At 66.1% G+C, this 16,536-nt stretch carries 13 protein-coding genes; 10 read left to right on the forward strand and 3 right to left on the reverse strand.

The features are described 5' to 3' along the window. Positions 1-244 precede the first annotated feature (244 nt). The gene (locus tag OCH239_RS05910) at positions 245-1,363 is read left to right on the forward strand and encodes an efflux RND transporter periplasmic adaptor subunit (protein ID WP_084782203.1); all 1,119 of its coding nucleotides are present in this window, start codon (positions 245-247) and stop codon (positions 1,361-1,363) included. After that, on the forward strand, positions 1,360-4,449 hold the full coding sequence (locus OCH239_RS05915) for an efflux RND transporter permease subunit (RefSeq protein WP_037259871.1): 3,090 nt from the start codon (positions 1,360-1,362) through the stop codon (positions 4,447-4,449). Before OCH239_RS05910 ends, OCH239_RS05915 begins: the two co-directional genes overlap by 4 nt. Before the next feature lie 63 nt (positions 4,450-4,512). On the opposite strand, the gene OCH239_RS05920 is transcribed toward OCH239_RS05915, so the two are convergent. Further along, the gene (locus OCH239_RS05920; protein ID WP_037259873.1) at positions 4,513-5,253 is read right to left on the reverse strand and encodes a YebC/PmpR family DNA-binding transcriptional regulator; all 741 of its coding nucleotides are present in this window, start codon (positions 5,251-5,253) and stop codon (positions 4,513-4,515) included. A gap of 142 nt (positions 5,254-5,395) precedes the next feature. Here OCH239_RS05920 and OCH239_RS05925 point away from each other — a divergent pair, with 142 nt between their 5' ends. The 7 genes from OCH239_RS05925 to OCH239_RS05955 all read left to right on the forward strand — a co-directional run bounded on the left by OCH239_RS05925 (position 5,396) and on the right by OCH239_RS05955 (position 13,696). Continuing rightward, positions 5,396-5,989 carry a LysE/ArgO family amino acid transporter gene (locus OCH239_RS05925; protein ID WP_037259875.1) on the forward strand — a complete coding sequence of 198 codons (594 nt, stop codon included), beginning with the start codon at positions 5,396-5,398 and terminating at the stop codon, positions 5,987-5,989. 78 nt (positions 5,990-6,067) lie between these two features. Continuing rightward, positions 6,068-6,970, forward strand: a complete 903-nt coding sequence (locus OCH239_RS05930; RefSeq protein WP_244430308.1) for a DMT family transporter — start codon at positions 6,068-6,070, stop codon at positions 6,968-6,970. 217 nt (positions 6,971-7,187) lie between these two features. Continuing rightward, a complete protein-coding gene (gene betC / locus OCH239_RS05935) occupies positions 7,188-8,696 on the forward strand; it encodes a choline-sulfatase (RefSeq protein WP_037259877.1) in 1,509 nt (502 codons plus the stop codon). 134 nt (positions 8,697-8,830) lie between these two features. After that, positions 8,831-10,018 (forward strand): BCCT family transporter, encoded by a 1,188-nt coding sequence (locus tag OCH239_RS05940; protein WP_037259879.1) that lies wholly within the window; start codon positions 8,831-8,833, stop codon positions 10,016-10,018. A 53-nt stretch (positions 10,019-10,071) separates the two neighbouring features. Further along, positions 10,072-11,523 carry a betaine-aldehyde dehydrogenase gene (gene betB, locus OCH239_RS05945; RefSeq protein ID WP_037259881.1) on the forward strand — a complete coding sequence of 484 codons (1,452 nt, stop codon included), beginning with the start codon at positions 10,072-10,074 and terminating at the stop codon, positions 11,521-11,523. A 211-nt stretch (positions 11,524-11,734) separates the two neighbouring features. Then, positions 11,735-13,375 (forward strand): choline dehydrogenase, encoded by a 1,641-nt coding sequence (gene betA, locus OCH239_RS05950; protein WP_037259883.1) that lies wholly within the window; start codon positions 11,735-11,737, stop codon positions 13,373-13,375. Between the two features lie 75 nt (positions 13,376-13,450). Then, positions 13,451-13,696: an HP1242/YdcH family protein gene (locus OCH239_RS05955; RefSeq protein WP_037259885.1), complete on the forward strand. Its 246-nt coding sequence runs from the start codon at positions 13,451-13,453 to the stop codon at positions 13,694-13,696. Here OCH239_RS05955 and OCH239_RS05960 read toward each other — a convergent pair. Then, positions 13,677-14,210, reverse strand: a complete 534-nt coding sequence (locus OCH239_RS05960) for a glutathione peroxidase (protein ID WP_037259887.1) — start codon at positions 14,208-14,210, stop codon at positions 13,677-13,679. The genes OCH239_RS05955 and OCH239_RS05960 overlap by 20 nt on opposite strands. A 118-nt stretch (positions 14,211-14,328) precedes the next feature. On the opposite strand from OCH239_RS05960, the gene OCH239_RS05965 reads away from it, so the two are divergent. Further along, positions 14,329-14,598, forward strand: coding sequence for a DksA/TraR family C4-type zinc finger protein (locus tag OCH239_RS05965; protein WP_037259889.1), 270 nt, complete (start codon positions 14,329-14,331; stop codon positions 14,596-14,598). Between the two features lie 59 nt (positions 14,599-14,657). Here the strand turns inward: OCH239_RS05965 and OCH239_RS05970 are convergent, their stop codons facing one another. Next, positions 14,658-16,484 carry a M3 family oligoendopeptidase gene (locus OCH239_RS05970; RefSeq protein ID WP_037259891.1) on the reverse strand — a complete coding sequence of 609 codons (1,827 nt, stop codon included), beginning with the start codon at positions 16,482-16,484 and terminating at the stop codon, positions 14,658-14,660. Between the last annotated feature and the right edge of the window lie 52 nt (positions 16,485-16,536).

Genomic DNA, 16,536 nt, shown 5'->3' on the forward strand with positions numbered 1-16,536 from the left:
CGGCGTTGGTGTCTCGGTCACTCCCATGGAGTTGCGCTGGAGCGGAATTTGCCAACGTCCTCAATGACAGCGCCTCGCAAGAGATAAAGACCGCGGCGCGTCTTCATGCGTGTCTGTCTGCACCAGCAAAGAACCATTCGGGCGCCGCAGCTTCCTGCGCGGAGCCTCACATTTCCGCCATCTGAGCGTCATCGCATTGATCTCGCCTCGGTCGGCCACACCCTCGGCACCTGAACCTTTGAATATGTCAGGCGCGAAGAGATCATGGGCCGTGGGTAAATTTGCTAGGATTCTGGGAGGCACCTGCCTTGTTGCGGCTTTTGCGGCGGCAGGACTTTTCGGCACCGAATATCTTCTGTCGTCGGAAAGCGCGGCGAACCAGCCGCAGCAGGGCGGACAGCAGCAAGCGACGCGGGTCGGAGTAAGCGAACCCACACGCCGCGAGTTTGCGACCGAGGTGTCGGCCGTCGGAACCATCATGCCCGTGCGCCAGGTCGACATTGCATCGTCGGTCGAGGGTCGCGTCACGGAGGTTGCGGTGTCCTCCGGGGCCGAGGTCGAGCAGGGCGAGCTTCTAGCGCAGCTCGACGCCCGCGCCGAGCGCGCCGCGCTGCGCAGTGCCGAGGCCACGCTCTCGGAAGCCGAACAGAACTTGGCGCGGATCGAGCTCCTGAACGAGTCCAACACCGCGGCCGAGCAGCGGCTCGAGCAGGCCCGCGCGACCTTCGCCCGGGCCGAGGGGGACGTGATGGCGGCGCGCGCCGCTCTGGAGGACCGGACGGTGACGGCGCCGTTTGCCGGCACGCTCGGTTTCGTGGATCTCGACGCTGGTGCCTATGTGACGCCGTCGACCACCATCGCCCGGCTCTCCGATCTTTCGGTTGTACAGGTCGATCTGTCCCTCCCGGAGCGGTATTTCGAACAGGTATCGCCGGGCCAGAGGGTCGAGCTGACCGTTCCGGCGTATCCCGATGCCGGCTTCTCGGGCACGGTGACCGTCCGGGACAGCGCGGTGGCGGCGGGGTCGCGCAGCTTTGACGTGCGCGCCGAGATCTCGAATGCGGACCGGCGACTCGTCGGGGGAATGTTCGCGCAGACCCGGGTCGTCTTCGGAACCTATGACGGCCTCGCCGTGCCGGACGATGCGATCATCAGCGAGGGTGCCCGAACCTTCGTCTACACCGTGTCGGACGGGCAGGCGGCCCGGCAGACGGTGTCGCTCGGCGGCTCTGCGGGCTCCTTGACGGAGGTGACCGAAGGCATCGAGGAAGGCGACCGGATCGTGGTCACCGGCTGGGACAACCTGCGCGACGGGGCTCCGGTCGAGGTTGCCGAGAATGTGGCCCGCGAGGGCCTGGAATGACGCTGTCGGACCTCTGCCTGCGCCGGCCGGTGCTCGCCACGGTGATGTCGATCCTGATCGTCATCCTCGGCATCGCCAGCCTCACCCGCATGCCAGTCCGCGAATTGCCCGACACGAGCACGGCGCAGGTGACCGTGAGCGTGCAATATGTCGGCGCGGGGCCGGGGGTCGTCGACAGCGAGATCACCTCCGTAATCGAAGGCGCGATCTCCACGGTTGCCGGGATTGATCGGATCTCGACCGAGGCCGAGCTCGGCGGCTCGCGTACCGTCATCACGTTCCGTCAGGATCGCGACATCGACCAAGCGGCCTCGGACGTGCGCGCCGCGGTGCAGGCGGTCTCGGGCGATCTTCCCGAGGAGGCCGAGGAGCCCGAGGTCGAGAAGAACGACAGCCAGGGCGATCCGATCATCTGGATGACGATGACTTCGGACAGGATGTCGGCGACCGAGCTCACCGATTACGCCGACCGCTTCGTCACGGACCGGCTCGAGACGCTGTCGGGGGTCGCCGCGGTCAACATCTACGGCGACCGGCCCTATGCGCTGCGCGTCTGGCTCGAGGCCGACGCGATGGCTGCGCGTGACGTGACCGTGAACGAGGTCAGCGAGGCGCTGCGCAACAACAACCTCGAGCTTCCGGCCGGTCAGATCGAAAGCTCGTACCGCACCTATCTGCTGCGGACGCAGACCCGCCTGACCGAAGTGGACGAGTTCGAAAACCTGATCGTACGCGAGGTGGACGGCTTCCAGATCAGGCTCGGAGATGTTGCACGGGTCGAGATCGGCACCGAGAGCGACGATTCCAACTTCCGCTCGAATGGAGAGACGGCCATTGGGCTCGGAGTGCTGCGGCAATCCTCGGCGAACACCCTGTCGATCTCCTCCGCAGTGAACGAGGAGGTCGGAGCGATCCAGGAGGACCTGCCGGAAGGCATGACGCTGGACGTCTCGAGCGACGATGCGGACTTCATCCGCAACTCGATCCGTCAGGTCCTCTCGACGCTCGCCATCGCGGTCGCGGTGGTGGTCGCGGTGATCTACCTGTTCCTCACATCGGTGCGGGCGACGATCGTGCCGGCGGTGACGATCCCCATTGCGCTGCTCAGTGCCTGCGCCGGCATCGGGCTTGCCGGGTTCTCGATCAACATCCTCACGCTCTTCGCGCTGATCCTCGCCATCGGTCTCGTGGTCGACGACGCCATCGTCGTGCTCGAGAACATCGAGCGCCGGGTGGAAGAGGGCGATCCGCCGGGCGAGGCCGCCCGCCAGGGCGCCAATCAGGTGTTCTTTGCGGTGGTTTCGACCTCCGCGACCCTGATCGCGGTCTTCGTGCCGCTGTCCTTCCTGCAGGGCGAGATCGGCCGGCTCTTCTCCGAGTTCGGGATCACTCTTGCCATCTCCGTTGCGGTGTCGTCCTTCGTCGCGTTGTCGCTCTGCCCGGTGATCGCGGCCCGCCTCCTGAAGCCCGGCATGAACGAGGGGCGCTTCGCGCGTTTCGTTCACAGCGCGACGACGCGGCTCTCGAACGGCTACCGCAGCCTGCTGGAGAGGGCGATCCGTGTGCCGGTCGTGATCCTCGGCATCGCGGCATTGATGACCGGTATTTCCTGGACGCTTTATCAGCAGCTTCCCTCGCAGCTGACGCCGGAAGAGGATCGCGGCGTCTTCTTCGTCAGCGTCTCGGCGCCGGCCGGATCCGCGCTCGGCCTGACCGACGCTGCGGTGAGCGAGGTGGAGGCGCTGATCGAGCCCTATCGCGAGGAGGGGATCGTCGACGACGTCATCGCGATCGTGGGTCAATACGGCGAGACCGGCCGCGCCTTCCTGGTGGCGGGGATGTCTCCCTGGGGCGAGCGCGAGATGGGGCCGCGCGACGTGATTGCCGAATTGCGACCGAAGTTCGAAAAGATCACGCTTGCCTCCATCCGTACGTTTGCGCCCTCGGGCTTGAATGCGGGCGGCGGGTCCGGGCTCGAGGTGATCGTGACCGCCCCGAGCTTCGAGCAGGCGGCGGATTATTCCGCGCAGCTCGAGCAGGCAATGCGCGACAGCAGCGACATTACCGGCGTCCGGCGGTCCTACGAGGTCAACACGCCGGGCTACGATATCCGCGTCAACCGCGAACTCGCGCGATCCATCGGCGTCGAGGCGCGCGCGATCTCCGACAGCGTGCGGACCTTCTTCGCCTCCGCCGAGGTCACCGAGTTCATTCAGCAGGATCGGCAATATCCGGTGATCCTGCAGGCGCCCGAGGATCTGCGCGCCACGACGGACAACTTGCGCGGGCTGAACATCCGCACCGCGGCAGGCGACCTCGTCCCGCTCGACGGGCTGGTGGAGCTCGAGCGCCGCGCGTCGGTTGCCGCCTATAGCCGCTTCAACAGGCAACCTGCGGTCGAGATCAGCGGCTCGCCCGCATCGGGTGTGGATCTTGGCACCGCCGTCGCGACGGTCGAGCGCCTCGCCGGAGAGCTACCCCCCCAGATGTCGATCGCCTTCTCCGGTCAGGCTGAGCAGTTCCAGGAGACCTCGGGGGGCATCCTCGTCACCTTCGCGCTGGCGCTGCTGGTCGTCTTTCTCGTCCTCGCGGCGCAATTTGAGAGCTTCGTGCAGCCGGTGATCATCCTGCTGTCGGTGCCGCTCGCCGTCGCCGGGGCGCTGATCACGCTCTTCGCGCTCGGCGAAGCGGTGAACATCTATTCGCAGGTGGGGATGGTCATGCTGATCGGCCTCATGGCCAAGAACGGCATCCTGATCGTGGAATTCGCCAACCAGCTGCGCGAGGAGGGCCGCTCGGTCCGGGACGCCGTGATCGAAGCGTCCGCAGTGCGTCTGCGCCCGATCCTGATGACGGTCCTCTCGACGGTCCTCGGCGCGGTGCCGCTGGTCTTCTCGAGCGGGGCGGGGGCCGAGAGCCGGTTCTCCATCGGCATCGTCATCATCGGCGGCTTTCTCGTCGCCTCGATCCTGACGCTGTTCCTGACGCCGGTGCTCTACGATCTGCTGCAATCGGATCGGGAGAAGGACGAAGCCAGTGCCGGTTCCGAGCCGGTCTCGAGCGGGGCCGGCGCGCCGGCTTCGTGAGTGGCGTGGTCGCACCGCGGGGCGATGTCGTCGGCGCAGGACGCGCCCCGCGACGGGCGCAGCTCAGAGCTGCGCCATCACGTCGTCGGAGGCTTCGAAGTTCGTCGTGACGCGCTGCACGTCGTCGTCGTCCTCGAGTGCGTCGATCAGCTTCATCAGCGACTGCATGCCGTCGAGGTCGAGCTCGGTGGTGTTCTGCGGACGCCAGACGAGCTTGGTGCTCTCGCTCTCGCCGAGCGTCGCCTCGAGCGCGGTCGAGACGTCGTTGAGGTCGGTGTCCTCGCACCAGATGACGTGCCCGTCCTCGGAGCTTTCGACATCCTCGGCCCCTGCGTCGATCGCCGCTTCGAGGACCTCTTCGGACGAGCCGACCGCAGCCGGGTAGATGATCTCGCCCTTGCGGTCGAACATGAAACCGACGGAGCCCGTCTCGCCCATGTTGCCGCCGTTCTTGGTGAAGGTCGAGCGCACGTTCGAGGCCGTCCGGTTGCGGTTGTCTGTCATCGCCTCGACGATCACCGCAACGCCGTTCGGGCCGTAGCCCTCGTAGCGGATCTCCTCGTAGGCTTCGCCTTCGCCGCCGGTCGCCTTCTTGATCGCGCGGTCGATGTTGTCCTTGGGCATCGACTGGCCCTTGGCTTCCTTGATAGCCATGCGCAGGCGCGGGTTCTTGTCGGGATCGGGGTCACCCATCTTGGCGGCGACGGTGATCTCCTTCGACAGCTTGGAGAAGAGTTTGGAGCGCGCCGCGTCCTGCCGCCCCTTGCGATGCTGGATGTTGGCCCATTTGGAATGGCCGGCCATGGTCGTGCCTCGTCGGATGGGAATGTCTGAAATCGACCGTCTCTATAGGGCAGGGGCAGGGTCCGGGGCAAGCCTCGGGCTGGCAACGCAGATTGTCCCGATGCAAGGTGCCGGTTCGAGGCGACTTGCGGAGGGGTGACGGATGCAGGCGGCGCTGGCCGGATTTACGCTGGGATTGTCGCTGATCCTCGCGATCGGCGCGCAGAATGCCTTCGTGCTGCGGCAGGGGCTGGCGCAACGTCACGTGCTCGCCGTGGTGCTGACCTGCGCGATCTCGGACGCGGCATTGATCGCCGCCGGCGTGGCAGGCATGGGCGCGCTCGGGCAGGCGTTGCCGTGGTTCGCTCCGGCGATGCGCCTCGGCGGGGCGGCCTTCCTGATCTGGTACGGGGCGCGGGCCCTTCTCGCGGCGTGGCGGGGCGGCGCGGCCATGGGCGCGAGCGGTGCGGCGGAGGGGCTTCGCGCGGCGCTTCTGACCTGTCTCGCGCTCACCTGGCTCAACCCGCATGTCTATCTCGACACTGTGGTGCTGATCGGCGCGGTCGCGGCCGGTTACGGCAACCGCCTGGCTTTCGGAGCCGGCGCGGTCGTCGCGTCCTTCGTCTTCTTCTTCGCCCTTGGATACGGCGCACGCGCCCTTGCGCCCCTCTTCGCGCGTCCGGCGTCCTGGCAGGCGCTCGACGCCATCATCGGGCTCACGATGTGGGCGATCGCGGTCTCGCTGCTTCTTCACTAACGCCGCCCGGCCACAGCGGGAGCACGCCTTCCGGCTATCGGCTTGCAACTCAGCTGCACCCCGCGCTTGATGCCCGCCATGAGTGACGCGGCGTATCGGCCCCTTGCGGGCATTCTCTGGATGATCGCGACGGGGTTCTGCTTCGTGATGGTGACGGCGCTGGTGAAGCTGCTCGGCGGCCGCATTCCCGCGGCCGAGAGCGCGTTCCTGCGGTATCTCCTGGGGCTCGTGTTCCTCATTCCCGCTTGGAAGCAGCTTGCGGCGATGAAGCTCGGGTCGCGCGGCTGGACGCTCTTCTCGATCCGCGGCGCGTTCCACACGTTGGGGGTGATCTGCTGGTTCTATGCCATGACCCGCATCCCGATCGCCGAGGTCACGGCGATGAACTACCTCAATCCGGTCTACGTCTCGATCCTCGCGGTGCTGTTTCTCGGCGAGCAGATCGCTGCGCGACGCATCCTCGCCATCGTGGCCGCCTTGATCGGTGCGCTCGTGATCCTCCGGCCCGGCATCCGCGAGCTCGACCCCGGGCACATCGCGATGATCTTCACGGCGCTCCTTTTCGCCGGGTCGTATCTGACCGCCAAGATCCTGTCCGGTGAGCACAGCGCAATTGTCGTGGTGGCCATGCTGTCGATCACGGTCACGATTGGGCTTGCGCCCTTCGCAGCGGCGAACTGGGTGACGCCGACGCCGGGAGAGCTCGGGATCCTCTTTTTCGTGGCCTGCTTCGCGACCGCCGGGCATTTCGCCATGACGAACGCCTTCGCCGCGGCGCCGGTGACGGTCACGCAGCCCGTCACCTTCCTGCAGCTCGTCTGGTCGGTGATCGTCGGCGCCGCGTTCTTCGCCGAGCCTCCCGACCCCTACGTTATCGCCGGGGGCGGGATCATCGTCGCCGCGGTGAGTTTCATCACCTGGCGCGAGGCAAGGGCCAAGAAGCGCGCGATCACGCCTCCGATCCACGCGACGAAGACCTGAAAGCCCCGCCCGGACCTCGGGTGCCTTGACGGGCTCTGCCTGTGGCCGGAGCCCGTGCGGGACCGCCTTTTTTTGCGACACTCTCGAATGATGATCCGCGCGGGTGACAGCAACCGGTCCCGTTTCGGATCGGTATGGCTCCATGCGTTGATTGACGAGTCAATCAGTTCACGTTATCACGCCGGGGAACCCTAATGACAGCGACAGGAGGCGCGACATGAGCAGCCCGAACATCCTCGTGCTGATGGTGGACCAGCTGAACGGCACGCTCTTCCCGGACGGCCCGGCGGACTGGCTGCACATGCCGAACCTGCGCAAGTTGGCGGAGCGCTCGACGCGCTTCAAGAATGCCTACACCGCCTCGCCTCTCTGTGCGCCGGGCCGCGCCTCGTTCATGTCGGGTCAATTGCCTTCGGTCACGCGCGTCTACGACAACGCCGCCGAATTCTCCTCGGACATTCCCACCTATGCGCACCACCTGCGGCGGGCGGGGTACCAGACCTGCCTCTCGGGCAAGATGCACTTCGTTGGCCCCGACCAGCTCCACGGGTTCGAGGAGCGTCTGACGACCGACATCTACCCGGCCGATTTCGGCTGGACGCCTGACTATCGCAAACCGGGCGAGCGGATCGACTGGTGGTACCACAATCTCGGTAGCGTGACGGGAGCGGGTGTCGCGGAGATCTCCAACCAGATGGAGTACGACGACGACGTCGCCTATTTCGCGCAGCAGAAGCTTTACGATCTGGCGCGCGGCCACGATGCGCGTCCGTGGATGCTGACCGTCAGCTTCACGCACCCGCACGACCCTTACGTGGCGCGCCGCAAGTTCTGGGATCTCTACGAGGAGTGCGAGCATCTCGCTCCGGAGGTCGGCGCGCTCGGCTACGAGAACCACGACCCGCATTCGCAGCGCATCTTCGATGCCAACGACTGGCGGAACTTCGAGATCACCGATGAGGACATCGCGCGGTCCCGCCGCGCCTATTACGCCAACATCTCCTATCTCGACGAGAAGGTGGGCGAGATCCTCGACGTGCTCGACCGCACCCGGCAGGAGGCGATCATCCTCTTCGTGTCGGATCACGGCGACATGCTCGGTGAGCGCGGGCTCTGGTTCAAGATGTCCTTCTACGACGGCTCCGCGCGAGTGCCGCTGATGATCTCCGCGCCGGGCATGGAGCCGGGGCTCGTCGAAGAGCCCGTATCGACCATCGATGTCTGTCCGACGCTCTGCGAGCTCGCCGGCGTGTCCATGGCCGAGGTGATGCCCTGGACCGAGGGCGAGAGCCTCGTGAAGCTGGGGCAGGGCGGGACGCGCCGTTCCCCGGTGGCGATGGAGTATGCGGCCGAGGCCTCCAATTCTCCGCTGATCGGATTGCGCGAGGGGCGCTTCAAATACACCAATTGCGCGCTCGATCCCGAGCAGCTCTTCGATCTCGAGGCCGACCCGCACGAATTGGCGAACCTCGCCGAGGACGACGCGCACGCCCAGACCCTCGAGCGATTCCGCGAGATGGCGGCCTTGCGCTGGGATCTGGAACGCTTCGATGCGGAGGTCCGGCAGAGCCAGGCGCGGCGGTGGGTGGTCTACGATGCGTTGCGGCAGGGCGGGTATTACCCCTGGGATTTCCAGCCGCTTCAGAAGGCCTCCGAGCGGTATATGCGCAATCACATGGATCTGAACGTCGTCGAGGAAAGCCAGCGCTTCCCGCGCGGCGAGTGAGGGCGGCGACACAAAAGAATATTCGAAACGTCGAATGAGCGACCTAGAAAGAGGCGGGTGCGAAAGGCCGCGCTGCCAGATGCGGTCGACATAGCGAGAAAGACAGAAACGCGAACAAGAACAAGGGAAGACGTATGACCTACCTGATTTCGGTCGGCATCCTGATGGCCTTCACGTTGGTCATCATATGCACCGTGAAGTGGTGGAACCTGCGCCTGATCGGGCCAACCCCCGTGCCGCATTACGTCTTTATCGCGATCCTCTTCACGTCTGGACTCGATGTGGGGCTGATCATGTTCCCGCTCGCCTTCGATTTCCCGCTCTATGCCGATACCGAGGCGAACCCGGCCTATTCCTTCACCAATCCGCTGGCGCTCGAATTCGGCTTCTGGGGCTTCCTCATTTGGGCCTTCTACTTTCTCACGGCCTTTTACTTCTGCGCCATCGAGCCACGGGTCGAGTTCTTCAAGAAGCCGCTCGTGCGGCTCGTGAACAACGTGGTGATCGTAACCACCTGCGCCTTCACCGGCTCGCTCTTCCTCGTCTACCTGCCCTTTTACCTGCCGGGGATCGGCGACGGAGAGACGGTGGTGGCAACCTTCTACGTCATCGTCTTCGCGGTGATCCTCGCCGCCGCCTACAGCTCGACCGACATCAAGTACGTGAAGGTCCTGTCCGTCGGCTCTTCCGCGCTCTTCCTGGCTCTGATCGCCTTCCTGTGGATCTACGCGGGCATCTCGCCCGGCGAATTCGGCGAGTCGATCGCCCATATCGGCGGCTACTTCGGCAATCTCCACCGCTTCGTTCTGCCGGTGACCGAGTACCACGAGTTCTACCTCTTCTGGTGGTTCGCATGGTCCATCATGATCGGTCAGTTCACCTCGCGCTTCGTGGGCGGCATGAAGACCCAGCACATGCTCGCGGCCCTGATGATCGTCCCCTCGATCCCGCTCGCGATCTGGTTCTCGGTGCTTTTCTACTATTACGAGGCCGGCATCTCGACCGAGGGCTTCGTCAACATCGCCATGGTGATCGTCGGCACGACCTTCGTGATCAACTCGCTCGACTCGCTGATCCGGCTCTACACCGACAATCTCGACCTCACGACCGAGCGGTTCGGCAAGTGGAAATACGTGGCGGGCAACACCGCGGTGCTCTTCCTGCTGACGCTGCTCTTCAAGAGCCAGTGGCTCCAGATCGAGTGGATCGGCGGCATCGTGATCGCCCTCTACGTCTCGGTGCTGGTCTACATCGCCATGCGCGCGCAGCACGTCGTGTCGGACCCCAAGGGCACCTACAAGAAACCGGCGCTCGACCTCTGAGCGCCAGCGGCCCCGGTTCCGGCCGGGGCGGGACTTCCTGAAACGAGAGAGACATGCAGACACAGCCGACTGCCAGCCATTTCGTCGATGGCGAATACATCGAGGACACCGCCGGAGAGAAGATCGAGGTGATCTATCCCGCCACCGGCGAGGTGATCGCGACCGTATACGCGGCAACCGAGGCCGTGATCGACCGCGCGCTCGACAGCGCGGTGAGGGCCCAGGCCGAATGGGCGAAGATATCCCCGCGCGAGCGCGGCCGGGTCCTCACGCGAGCCTCTCAGATCATGCGCGAGCGCAACCGGGAGCTTTCCGAGCTCGAGACCATGGATACCGGCAAGCCGCTCCAGGAGACGCTCGTCGCCGATGCGACCTCGGGCGCGGATGCGCTCGAGTATTTCGGCGGCATCGCCGCGGGCCTCACCGGAGAGCACATCCCGCTCGGCGAGGACTGGGCCTACACGATCCGCGAGCCTCTCGGCGTCTGCGCGGGGATCGGGGCGTGGAACTACCCGACCCAGATCGCCTGCTGGAAGGCCGGTCCGGCGCTCGCCTGCGGCAACGCGATGGTCTTCAAGCCCTCCGAGACGACTCCGCTCTGCACGCTGAAGGTGGCCGAGATCCTTGTCGAGGCGGGCCTGCCGGCGGGGCTCTTCAACGTCGTGCAGGGCATGGGGCCCGTGGGCGCCGCGCTGACGACGGATCCGCGCGTCGCGAAGGTGTCGCTGACGGGCTCCGCGCCGACCGGGCGCAAGGTCTATTCCTCGGCGGCGGAGCACATGAAGCACGTCACCATGGAGCTTGGCGGCAAGTCCCCGATGCTGGTCTTCGACGACGCCGATCTCGACGACGCAGTCGGCGGCGCGATCATGGGCAACTTCTACTCTTCGGGGCAGATCTGCACCAACGGCACGCGGGTCTTCGTCCAGAAGGGGCTCCGCGAGGCCTTCGTCGATCGCATGGCCGAGCGGATGAAGGACGCGGTGATCGGCGATCCGCTCGACGAGGGCACGAATTTCGGGCCGATGGTCTCCGCGACGCAGATCGGGATCGTGGAGCGCTACCTCGAGATCGCCGAGAAGGAAGGCGCGCGCCGCGTCGTAGGGGGCGAACGTCTCGACCGGCCGGGCTACTGGCTGACGCCCGCGCTCTTCGACGGCGTGACCGACGACATGACCATGGCGCGCGAAGAGATCTTCGGGCCGGTCCTGTCGGTGCTCGAGTTCGAGACCGAGGAAGAGGGCATTGCCCGCGCCAACGCCACGGAGTTCGGCCTCGCGGCGGGTGTCTTCACCAAAGACATCTCGCGGGCGCACCGGGTGATCGGCCAGCTGCGTGCAGGCACGTGCTTCATCAACTCCTACAACGACGCGCCGGTCGAGATGCCGTTTGGCGGCGTGAAGATGTCGGGGGTCGGCCGCGAGAACGCCAAGGCGGCGATCGAGCATTACAGCCAGGTGAAGTCCGTCTACGTGCGGATGGGCCGGATGGAAGCGCCCTTCTGAGGTCCCTCGCCGCGCGGCCCCGTCCCGGGAACGGTGCGCGCCGGGCGGCCGGCCGCCGGGCGTAGGGGCCGCAAGCCCCGGGGCCCCGCGCGGCGCAAGGTCAGGTGTTGGATCGGGGTTCGCAAGCCTCGGGAAGGAGCGCGGCGTCGCAGGGCGGCCCGGCGGTCCTCCCCGAGCACCGCGGGTCCCCCGCGAGTTGGAGATGTGAGACATGGAAGCGGATTACGTCATCGTCGGTGCCGGGAGCGCGGGATGCGCCATGGCCTATCGTCTGGTCGAGGCCGGGAAGTCGGTCATCGTCATCGAGTACGGCGGCTGGGACGGCGGCCCGTTCATCAACATGCCGGGGGCGCTGAGCTACCCGATGAACATGTCGATCTACGACTGGGGCTACCAGTCCGAACCCGAGCCGCATCTCGGAGGCCGTCAGCTCGCGGCGCCGCGCGGCAAGGTGATCGGCGGCTCGTCGTCGATCAACGGCATGGTCTATGTCCGCGGCCATGCGATGGATTACGACCATTGGCGCGATCAGGGCGCCGACGGTTGGGGCTACGCGGACGTTCTGCCGTATTTCAAGCGGATGGAGACCTCGCATGGCGGCCAGAAGGGATGGCGCGGCACCGACGGGCCGCTCCACATCAGCCGCGGCAAGCGCGACAACCCGCTGACCCAGGCCTTCGTCGAGGCTGGCCGAGAGGCCGGATACGAGACCACGGCGGATTACAACGGCGAGAAGCAGGAAGGCTTCGGACCGATGGAAGCGACCATCCACCGCGGCGCGCGCTGGTCCGCCGCGCAGGCCTATCTGCGCCCCGCGCAGAAGAAGGGCGCCGTCCTTCATAAGGGCATGGTCACAAAGGTGGTGATCGAAGAGGGGCGCGCAACCGGCGTCGAGGTCGAGCGCGGGGGCAGTCGCGAGACGATCCGCGCGCGCGCCGAGGTCATCCTCTCGGCCTCGGCCTTCAACACGCCGAAGCTGCTGATGCTGTCGGGCGTCGGGCCGGCCGCCCATCTCGCCGAGCACGGGATCGATGTCGTCGCGGACCGGCCGGGTGTCGGCGCGAACCTCCAGGACCATCTCGAGCTCTACATCCAGATGGCGGCGACGCAGCCCGTCAGCCTCTTCAAGTACTGGAACCTGCTCGGCAAGGCCTATGTGGGCGCGCGCTGGCTGCTGACGCGGACGGGTCCGGGGGCGTCGAACCAGTTCGAGAGCGCCGCCTTCATCCGCTCCCGCCCGGGCGTGCAATACCCGGACATCCAGTACCACTTCCTGCCGATGGCCGTGCGCTACGACGGGCAGGCGGCGGCCGAGGGGCACGGCTTCCAGGCCCATGTGGGACCGATGCGATCGGCCTCGCGCGGGTCGGTCACGCTGCGCTCGGCGCGCGCCGAGGATTCCCCGAAGATCCTCTTCAACTACATGAGCGACGCGAAGGATTGGGAGGATTTCCGCACCTGCATCCGCCTCACGCGCGAGATCTTCGAGCAGCCCGCCTTTGCGCCTTACGCCGGCCACGAGATCCAGCCCGGCTCGGACGCGCAATCCGACGAGGCTCTGGACGACTTCATCCGCGAGCATGTCGAAAGCGCCTACCACCCCTGTGGCACGGCCCGGATGGGGCGGCGGGACGATCCGACCGCGGTGGTCGATCCAGAGGGCCGGGTCATTGGCGTCGACGCGCTGCGCGTGGCCGACAGCTCGATCTTTCCGCGGATCACCAACGGCAATCTCAACGGCCCCTCGATCCTCGTGGGCGAAAAGATGGCCGACCACGTCCTCGGACGCAGCCTGCCCCCGGAGAACTCGGAGCCTTGGGTGCATCCGGAGTGGGAGAGCAAACAACGCTGAGATTGATCGACGTCAAGGCGCGCGGGGCGGCCCGTGGGCAGGGTCGGGGCACGCACAACTCCCGGAGGAGCCCCGATGTCCCACACCCCGCACCGCCTTGCCGACGATTTCCCGGAATTCCGAGCCCGCATCGCCGAGCTGAGGGAGAGCGACCGTCATTTCGCGCGCCTCGCCGAGGATTACGAGGCCGTGAACGACGAGATCCATCTCTCCGAGATCAATGTCCATCCGCTCGAGGACCTTGCCGAGGTCCTGAAACGCAAGGAACGGGGGGCGCTCAAGGATGCGATCTACGCGATGCTCAGCCGCGCGCCGGCCTGAGCATCGCCTCGATCGGGCCGGTGATGGCCGAGGAGAGCGGCTCGGTCACCGAGCCCCAGCTGCCCGCAAGAGCGCCGTCGGGCCCGATCAGCACTTTGTGGAAGTTCCAGCCGGGCTCCACACCCTCGGCTTCGGCCAGCCAGCGGTAAAACGGGTGCGCCGCTTCTCCGCGGACGCTCGTGATCGTCGTCATCGGTAGGTCGAGCCCGAAGGTCATCTCGCAGTAATCCTTGACCGCCTCGTCGCTGGACAGCTCCTGCCTGAAGTCGTTCGACGGCACGGCGAGGACGATCAGCCCCCGGTCGCGGTACCGGTCGTAGAGCGCCTGCAGCGCATCGTATTGCGGGGTGAAGGCGCAGCGGCTCGCGGTGTTCACGACAAGGACCGGACGTCCCTCCCATTCGGCGCTGTCTATCGTGCCGCCGTCGATCGAGGGGAAGGTGAACCGCTCCAGGGCCGCGGCCGGAAGTGTGGAGGCGAGCGCGATCGCGAGCGCTGCGAAAATGCGGAACATCTGTACGGTCTCCTGTCGTTCACCCTGAATTAGGGCGTGGGGGCGGGCCGTCCGTCCACCTCTTCACGAGACACGGTGTCGCAGGGTAGAATGTTTCATCCTGTGCGGGAGACAGATCATGGCCGGAGGCTGGAGCCGCGACTGCGCGGTGAACGAACAGATCGAGGCGTCGATCAGCGACGAGCTTGAGCGCATGCGCACGCAGAAGCGGCCCGTGGGCAAAAGCCTGACCCATTGCGCGGAATGCGAGGAGCCGATCCCCGAGAAGCGCCGCGCCGCCATCCCGGGCGTGAAGCTCTGCATCGACTGCCAGCAGGAGCGGGACGGCCGGAAGACAGCACGCGGCGGGATCAACCGCCGCGGCTCGAAGGATTCCCAGCTGAAGTGATCTGCCGCATGCGGGCGGATGCGACCGCCCGCTGGGGCGAACGAGGCGCGCCTCGGTCTTCAGTCTTCCATCGCTTCCAGCTCGTCGATGAAGCCCTCGATCATCGATAGTCCCTTGTTCCAGAACTCGGGATCGGTCGCGTCGAGACCGAACGGCGCCAGCAGATCCTTGTGGTGCTTCGAGCCGCCCGCCTTGAGCATGTCGAAGTACTTCGCCTGAAAGCCCTCGGGCCGCTCGCGGTACTCCGCATAGAGCGCGTTCACGAGCCCGTCACCGAAGGCATAGGCATAGACGTAGAACGGCGTATGCACGAAGTGCGGGATGTAGGCCCAGAAGGTCTCGTAGCCGTCCATGAAGTCGAAGGCGGGCCCGAGGCTTTCGCCCTGAACGCTCATCCAGAGCGCATTGATGTCGTCGGGGGTCAGCTCTCCGCCCCGGCGCGCCTCGTGCAGCTTACACTCGAAGTCGTAGAAGGCGATCTGCCGCACCACGGTATTGATCATGTCCTCGACCTTGCCGGCGAGGAGGACCTTCCTCTCGGCCGGGTCCGTGGCATTGGCCAGCATGCGCTGGAAGGTCAGCATCTCGCCGAAGACGGAGGCCGTCTCCGCCAGGGTGAGCGGCGTGTTCGCCAGCATCTCGCCCTGTCCCGCGGCGAGGACCTGGTGCACGCCGTGACCGAGCTCGTGCGCGAGCGTCATCACGTCGCGCGGTTTGCCGAGGTAGTTCAGCATCACGTACGGATGCACGTCCGTCACCGTCGGGTGCGCGAACGCCCCCGGCGCCTTGCCCGGGGTGACTGCGGCATCGATCCAACCCTTGTCGAAGAACGGCTGCGCGATCTCGGCCATGTGCGGGTCGAACTCGGAATAGGCGTTCATCACCGTCTCGCGCGCCTCGGTCCAGTTGACCACGCGGTCAGAGGACATTGGCAGCGGCGCGTTGCGGTCCCAGACCTGCATCCGGTCGAGGCCCATCCACTTGCGCTTCAGCTCGTAATAGCGGTGCGAGAGGCGGGGATAGGCGTCAACGACCGCGTTGCGCAGCGCCTCGACCACCTCGGGCTCGACGTCGTTCGAGAGGTGCCGTCCGGTCTGCGGCGTCGGCATCCCGCGCCAGCGGTCGAGGATCTCCTTCTCCTTCGCGGAGGTGTTGTGCACGCGCGAGAAGGTGCGGATGTTGTTGGTGAAGACCGACGCCAGCGCCCGGGCGGACGCTTCGCGCGTGTCGCGGTTCTGCTCCGTCAGACCGTTCAGGGTCGCCTCGATGCCCTGCACCTCGCCGTTGACCTCGAATTCGAGGCCCGCGATCGTCTCGTCGAAGAGCCGCTCCCAGGCGTCGCCCACGACGCCCATGTCGTGGAGGAACTTCTCGAGCTCGTCCGACAGCTGGTAGGGCTTCATCGCCCGGACGCGGTCGAAGGCGGGCTTGTAGCGCGCCAGCTCGTCGCTCTCGGCGAAAAGCGCGGCATAGGCATCGTCCTCGATCCGGTTCAGCTCGAGCGAGAAGAAGACCAGCGGGGTCGTGTAGACCGTAATCTTCTCCTGCATGTCCGAGAGAAGCTTCGTGCGCGCCGGATCGGTCGTGTTCTGGTAATAGCGCAGACCGACATAGGACATGATCCGGCCGGCGATGTTCTCGATCTTCTCGTGCCGCTGCACCATCTCGAGAAATCCTGCGGCGTCGAGATCGGCAATCTTTCCCTCGTAATCGGCGGCGAACCTCTGGCACGCATCCTCGAGCCAGTCGAGATCACGCTTCAGCTCGGGCGCGTCGGGGGCGGCGTAGAGATCGGTCAGGTCCCATTCGGGCAGGTCACCCAGATCGCGGCCGCCTTCGGTCGCGTTCACGTCGAAGAGCGGGCGGGGCGTATGGGCAAGCGACATGCGGATCCTCGTTGTTCTGTTCCCGTCACATAGGGAGCGCATGCCCGGTTTG

Source organism: Roseivivax halodurans JCM 10272 (genome assembly GCF_000521785.1).
Classification (GTDB): domain Bacteria; phylum Pseudomonadota; class Alphaproteobacteria; order Rhodobacterales; family Rhodobacteraceae; genus Roseivivax; species Roseivivax halodurans.

Bases quoted from the DNA above. Each gene is read 5' to 3' on its own strand.
- OCH239_RS05910 (WP_084782203.1), top strand. From the start codon at position 245: ATGTCAGGCGCGAAGAGATCATGGGCCGTGGGTAAATTTGCTAGGATT.
- OCH239_RS05915 (WP_037259871.1), top strand. From the start codon at position 1,360: ATGACGCTGTCGGACCTCTGCCTGCGCCGGCCGGTGCTCGCCACGGTG.
- OCH239_RS05920 (WP_037259873.1), bottom strand. From the start codon at position 5,253: ATGGCCGGCCATTCCAAATGGGCCAACATCCAGCATCGCAAGGGGCGG.
- OCH239_RS05925 (WP_037259875.1), top strand. From the start codon at position 5,396: ATGCAGGCGGCGCTGGCCGGATTTACGCTGGGATTGTCGCTGATCCTC.
- OCH239_RS05930 (WP_244430308.1), top strand. From the start codon at position 6,068: ATGAGTGACGCGGCGTATCGGCCCCTTGCGGGCATTCTCTGGATGATC.
- betC (WP_037259877.1), top strand. From the start codon at position 7,188: ATGAGCAGCCCGAACATCCTCGTGCTGATGGTGGACCAGCTGAACGGC.
- OCH239_RS05940 (WP_037259879.1), top strand. From the start codon at position 8,831: ATGACCTACCTGATTTCGGTCGGCATCCTGATGGCCTTCACGTTGGTC.
- betB (WP_037259881.1), top strand. From the start codon at position 10,072: ATGCAGACACAGCCGACTGCCAGCCATTTCGTCGATGGCGAATACATC.
- betA (WP_037259883.1), top strand. From the start codon at position 11,735: ATGGAAGCGGATTACGTCATCGTCGGTGCCGGGAGCGCGGGATGCGCC.
- OCH239_RS05955 (WP_037259885.1), top strand. From the start codon at position 13,451: ATGTCCCACACCCCGCACCGCCTTGCCGACGATTTCCCGGAATTCCGA.
- OCH239_RS05960 (WP_037259887.1), bottom strand. From the start codon at position 14,210: ATGTTCCGCATTTTCGCAGCGCTCGCGATCGCGCTCGCCTCCACACTT.
- OCH239_RS05965 (WP_037259889.1), top strand. From the start codon at position 14,329: ATGGCCGGAGGCTGGAGCCGCGACTGCGCGGTGAACGAACAGATCGAG.
- OCH239_RS05970 (WP_037259891.1), bottom strand. From the start codon at position 16,484: ATGTCGCTTGCCCATACGCCCCGCCCGCTCTTCGACGTGAACGCGACC.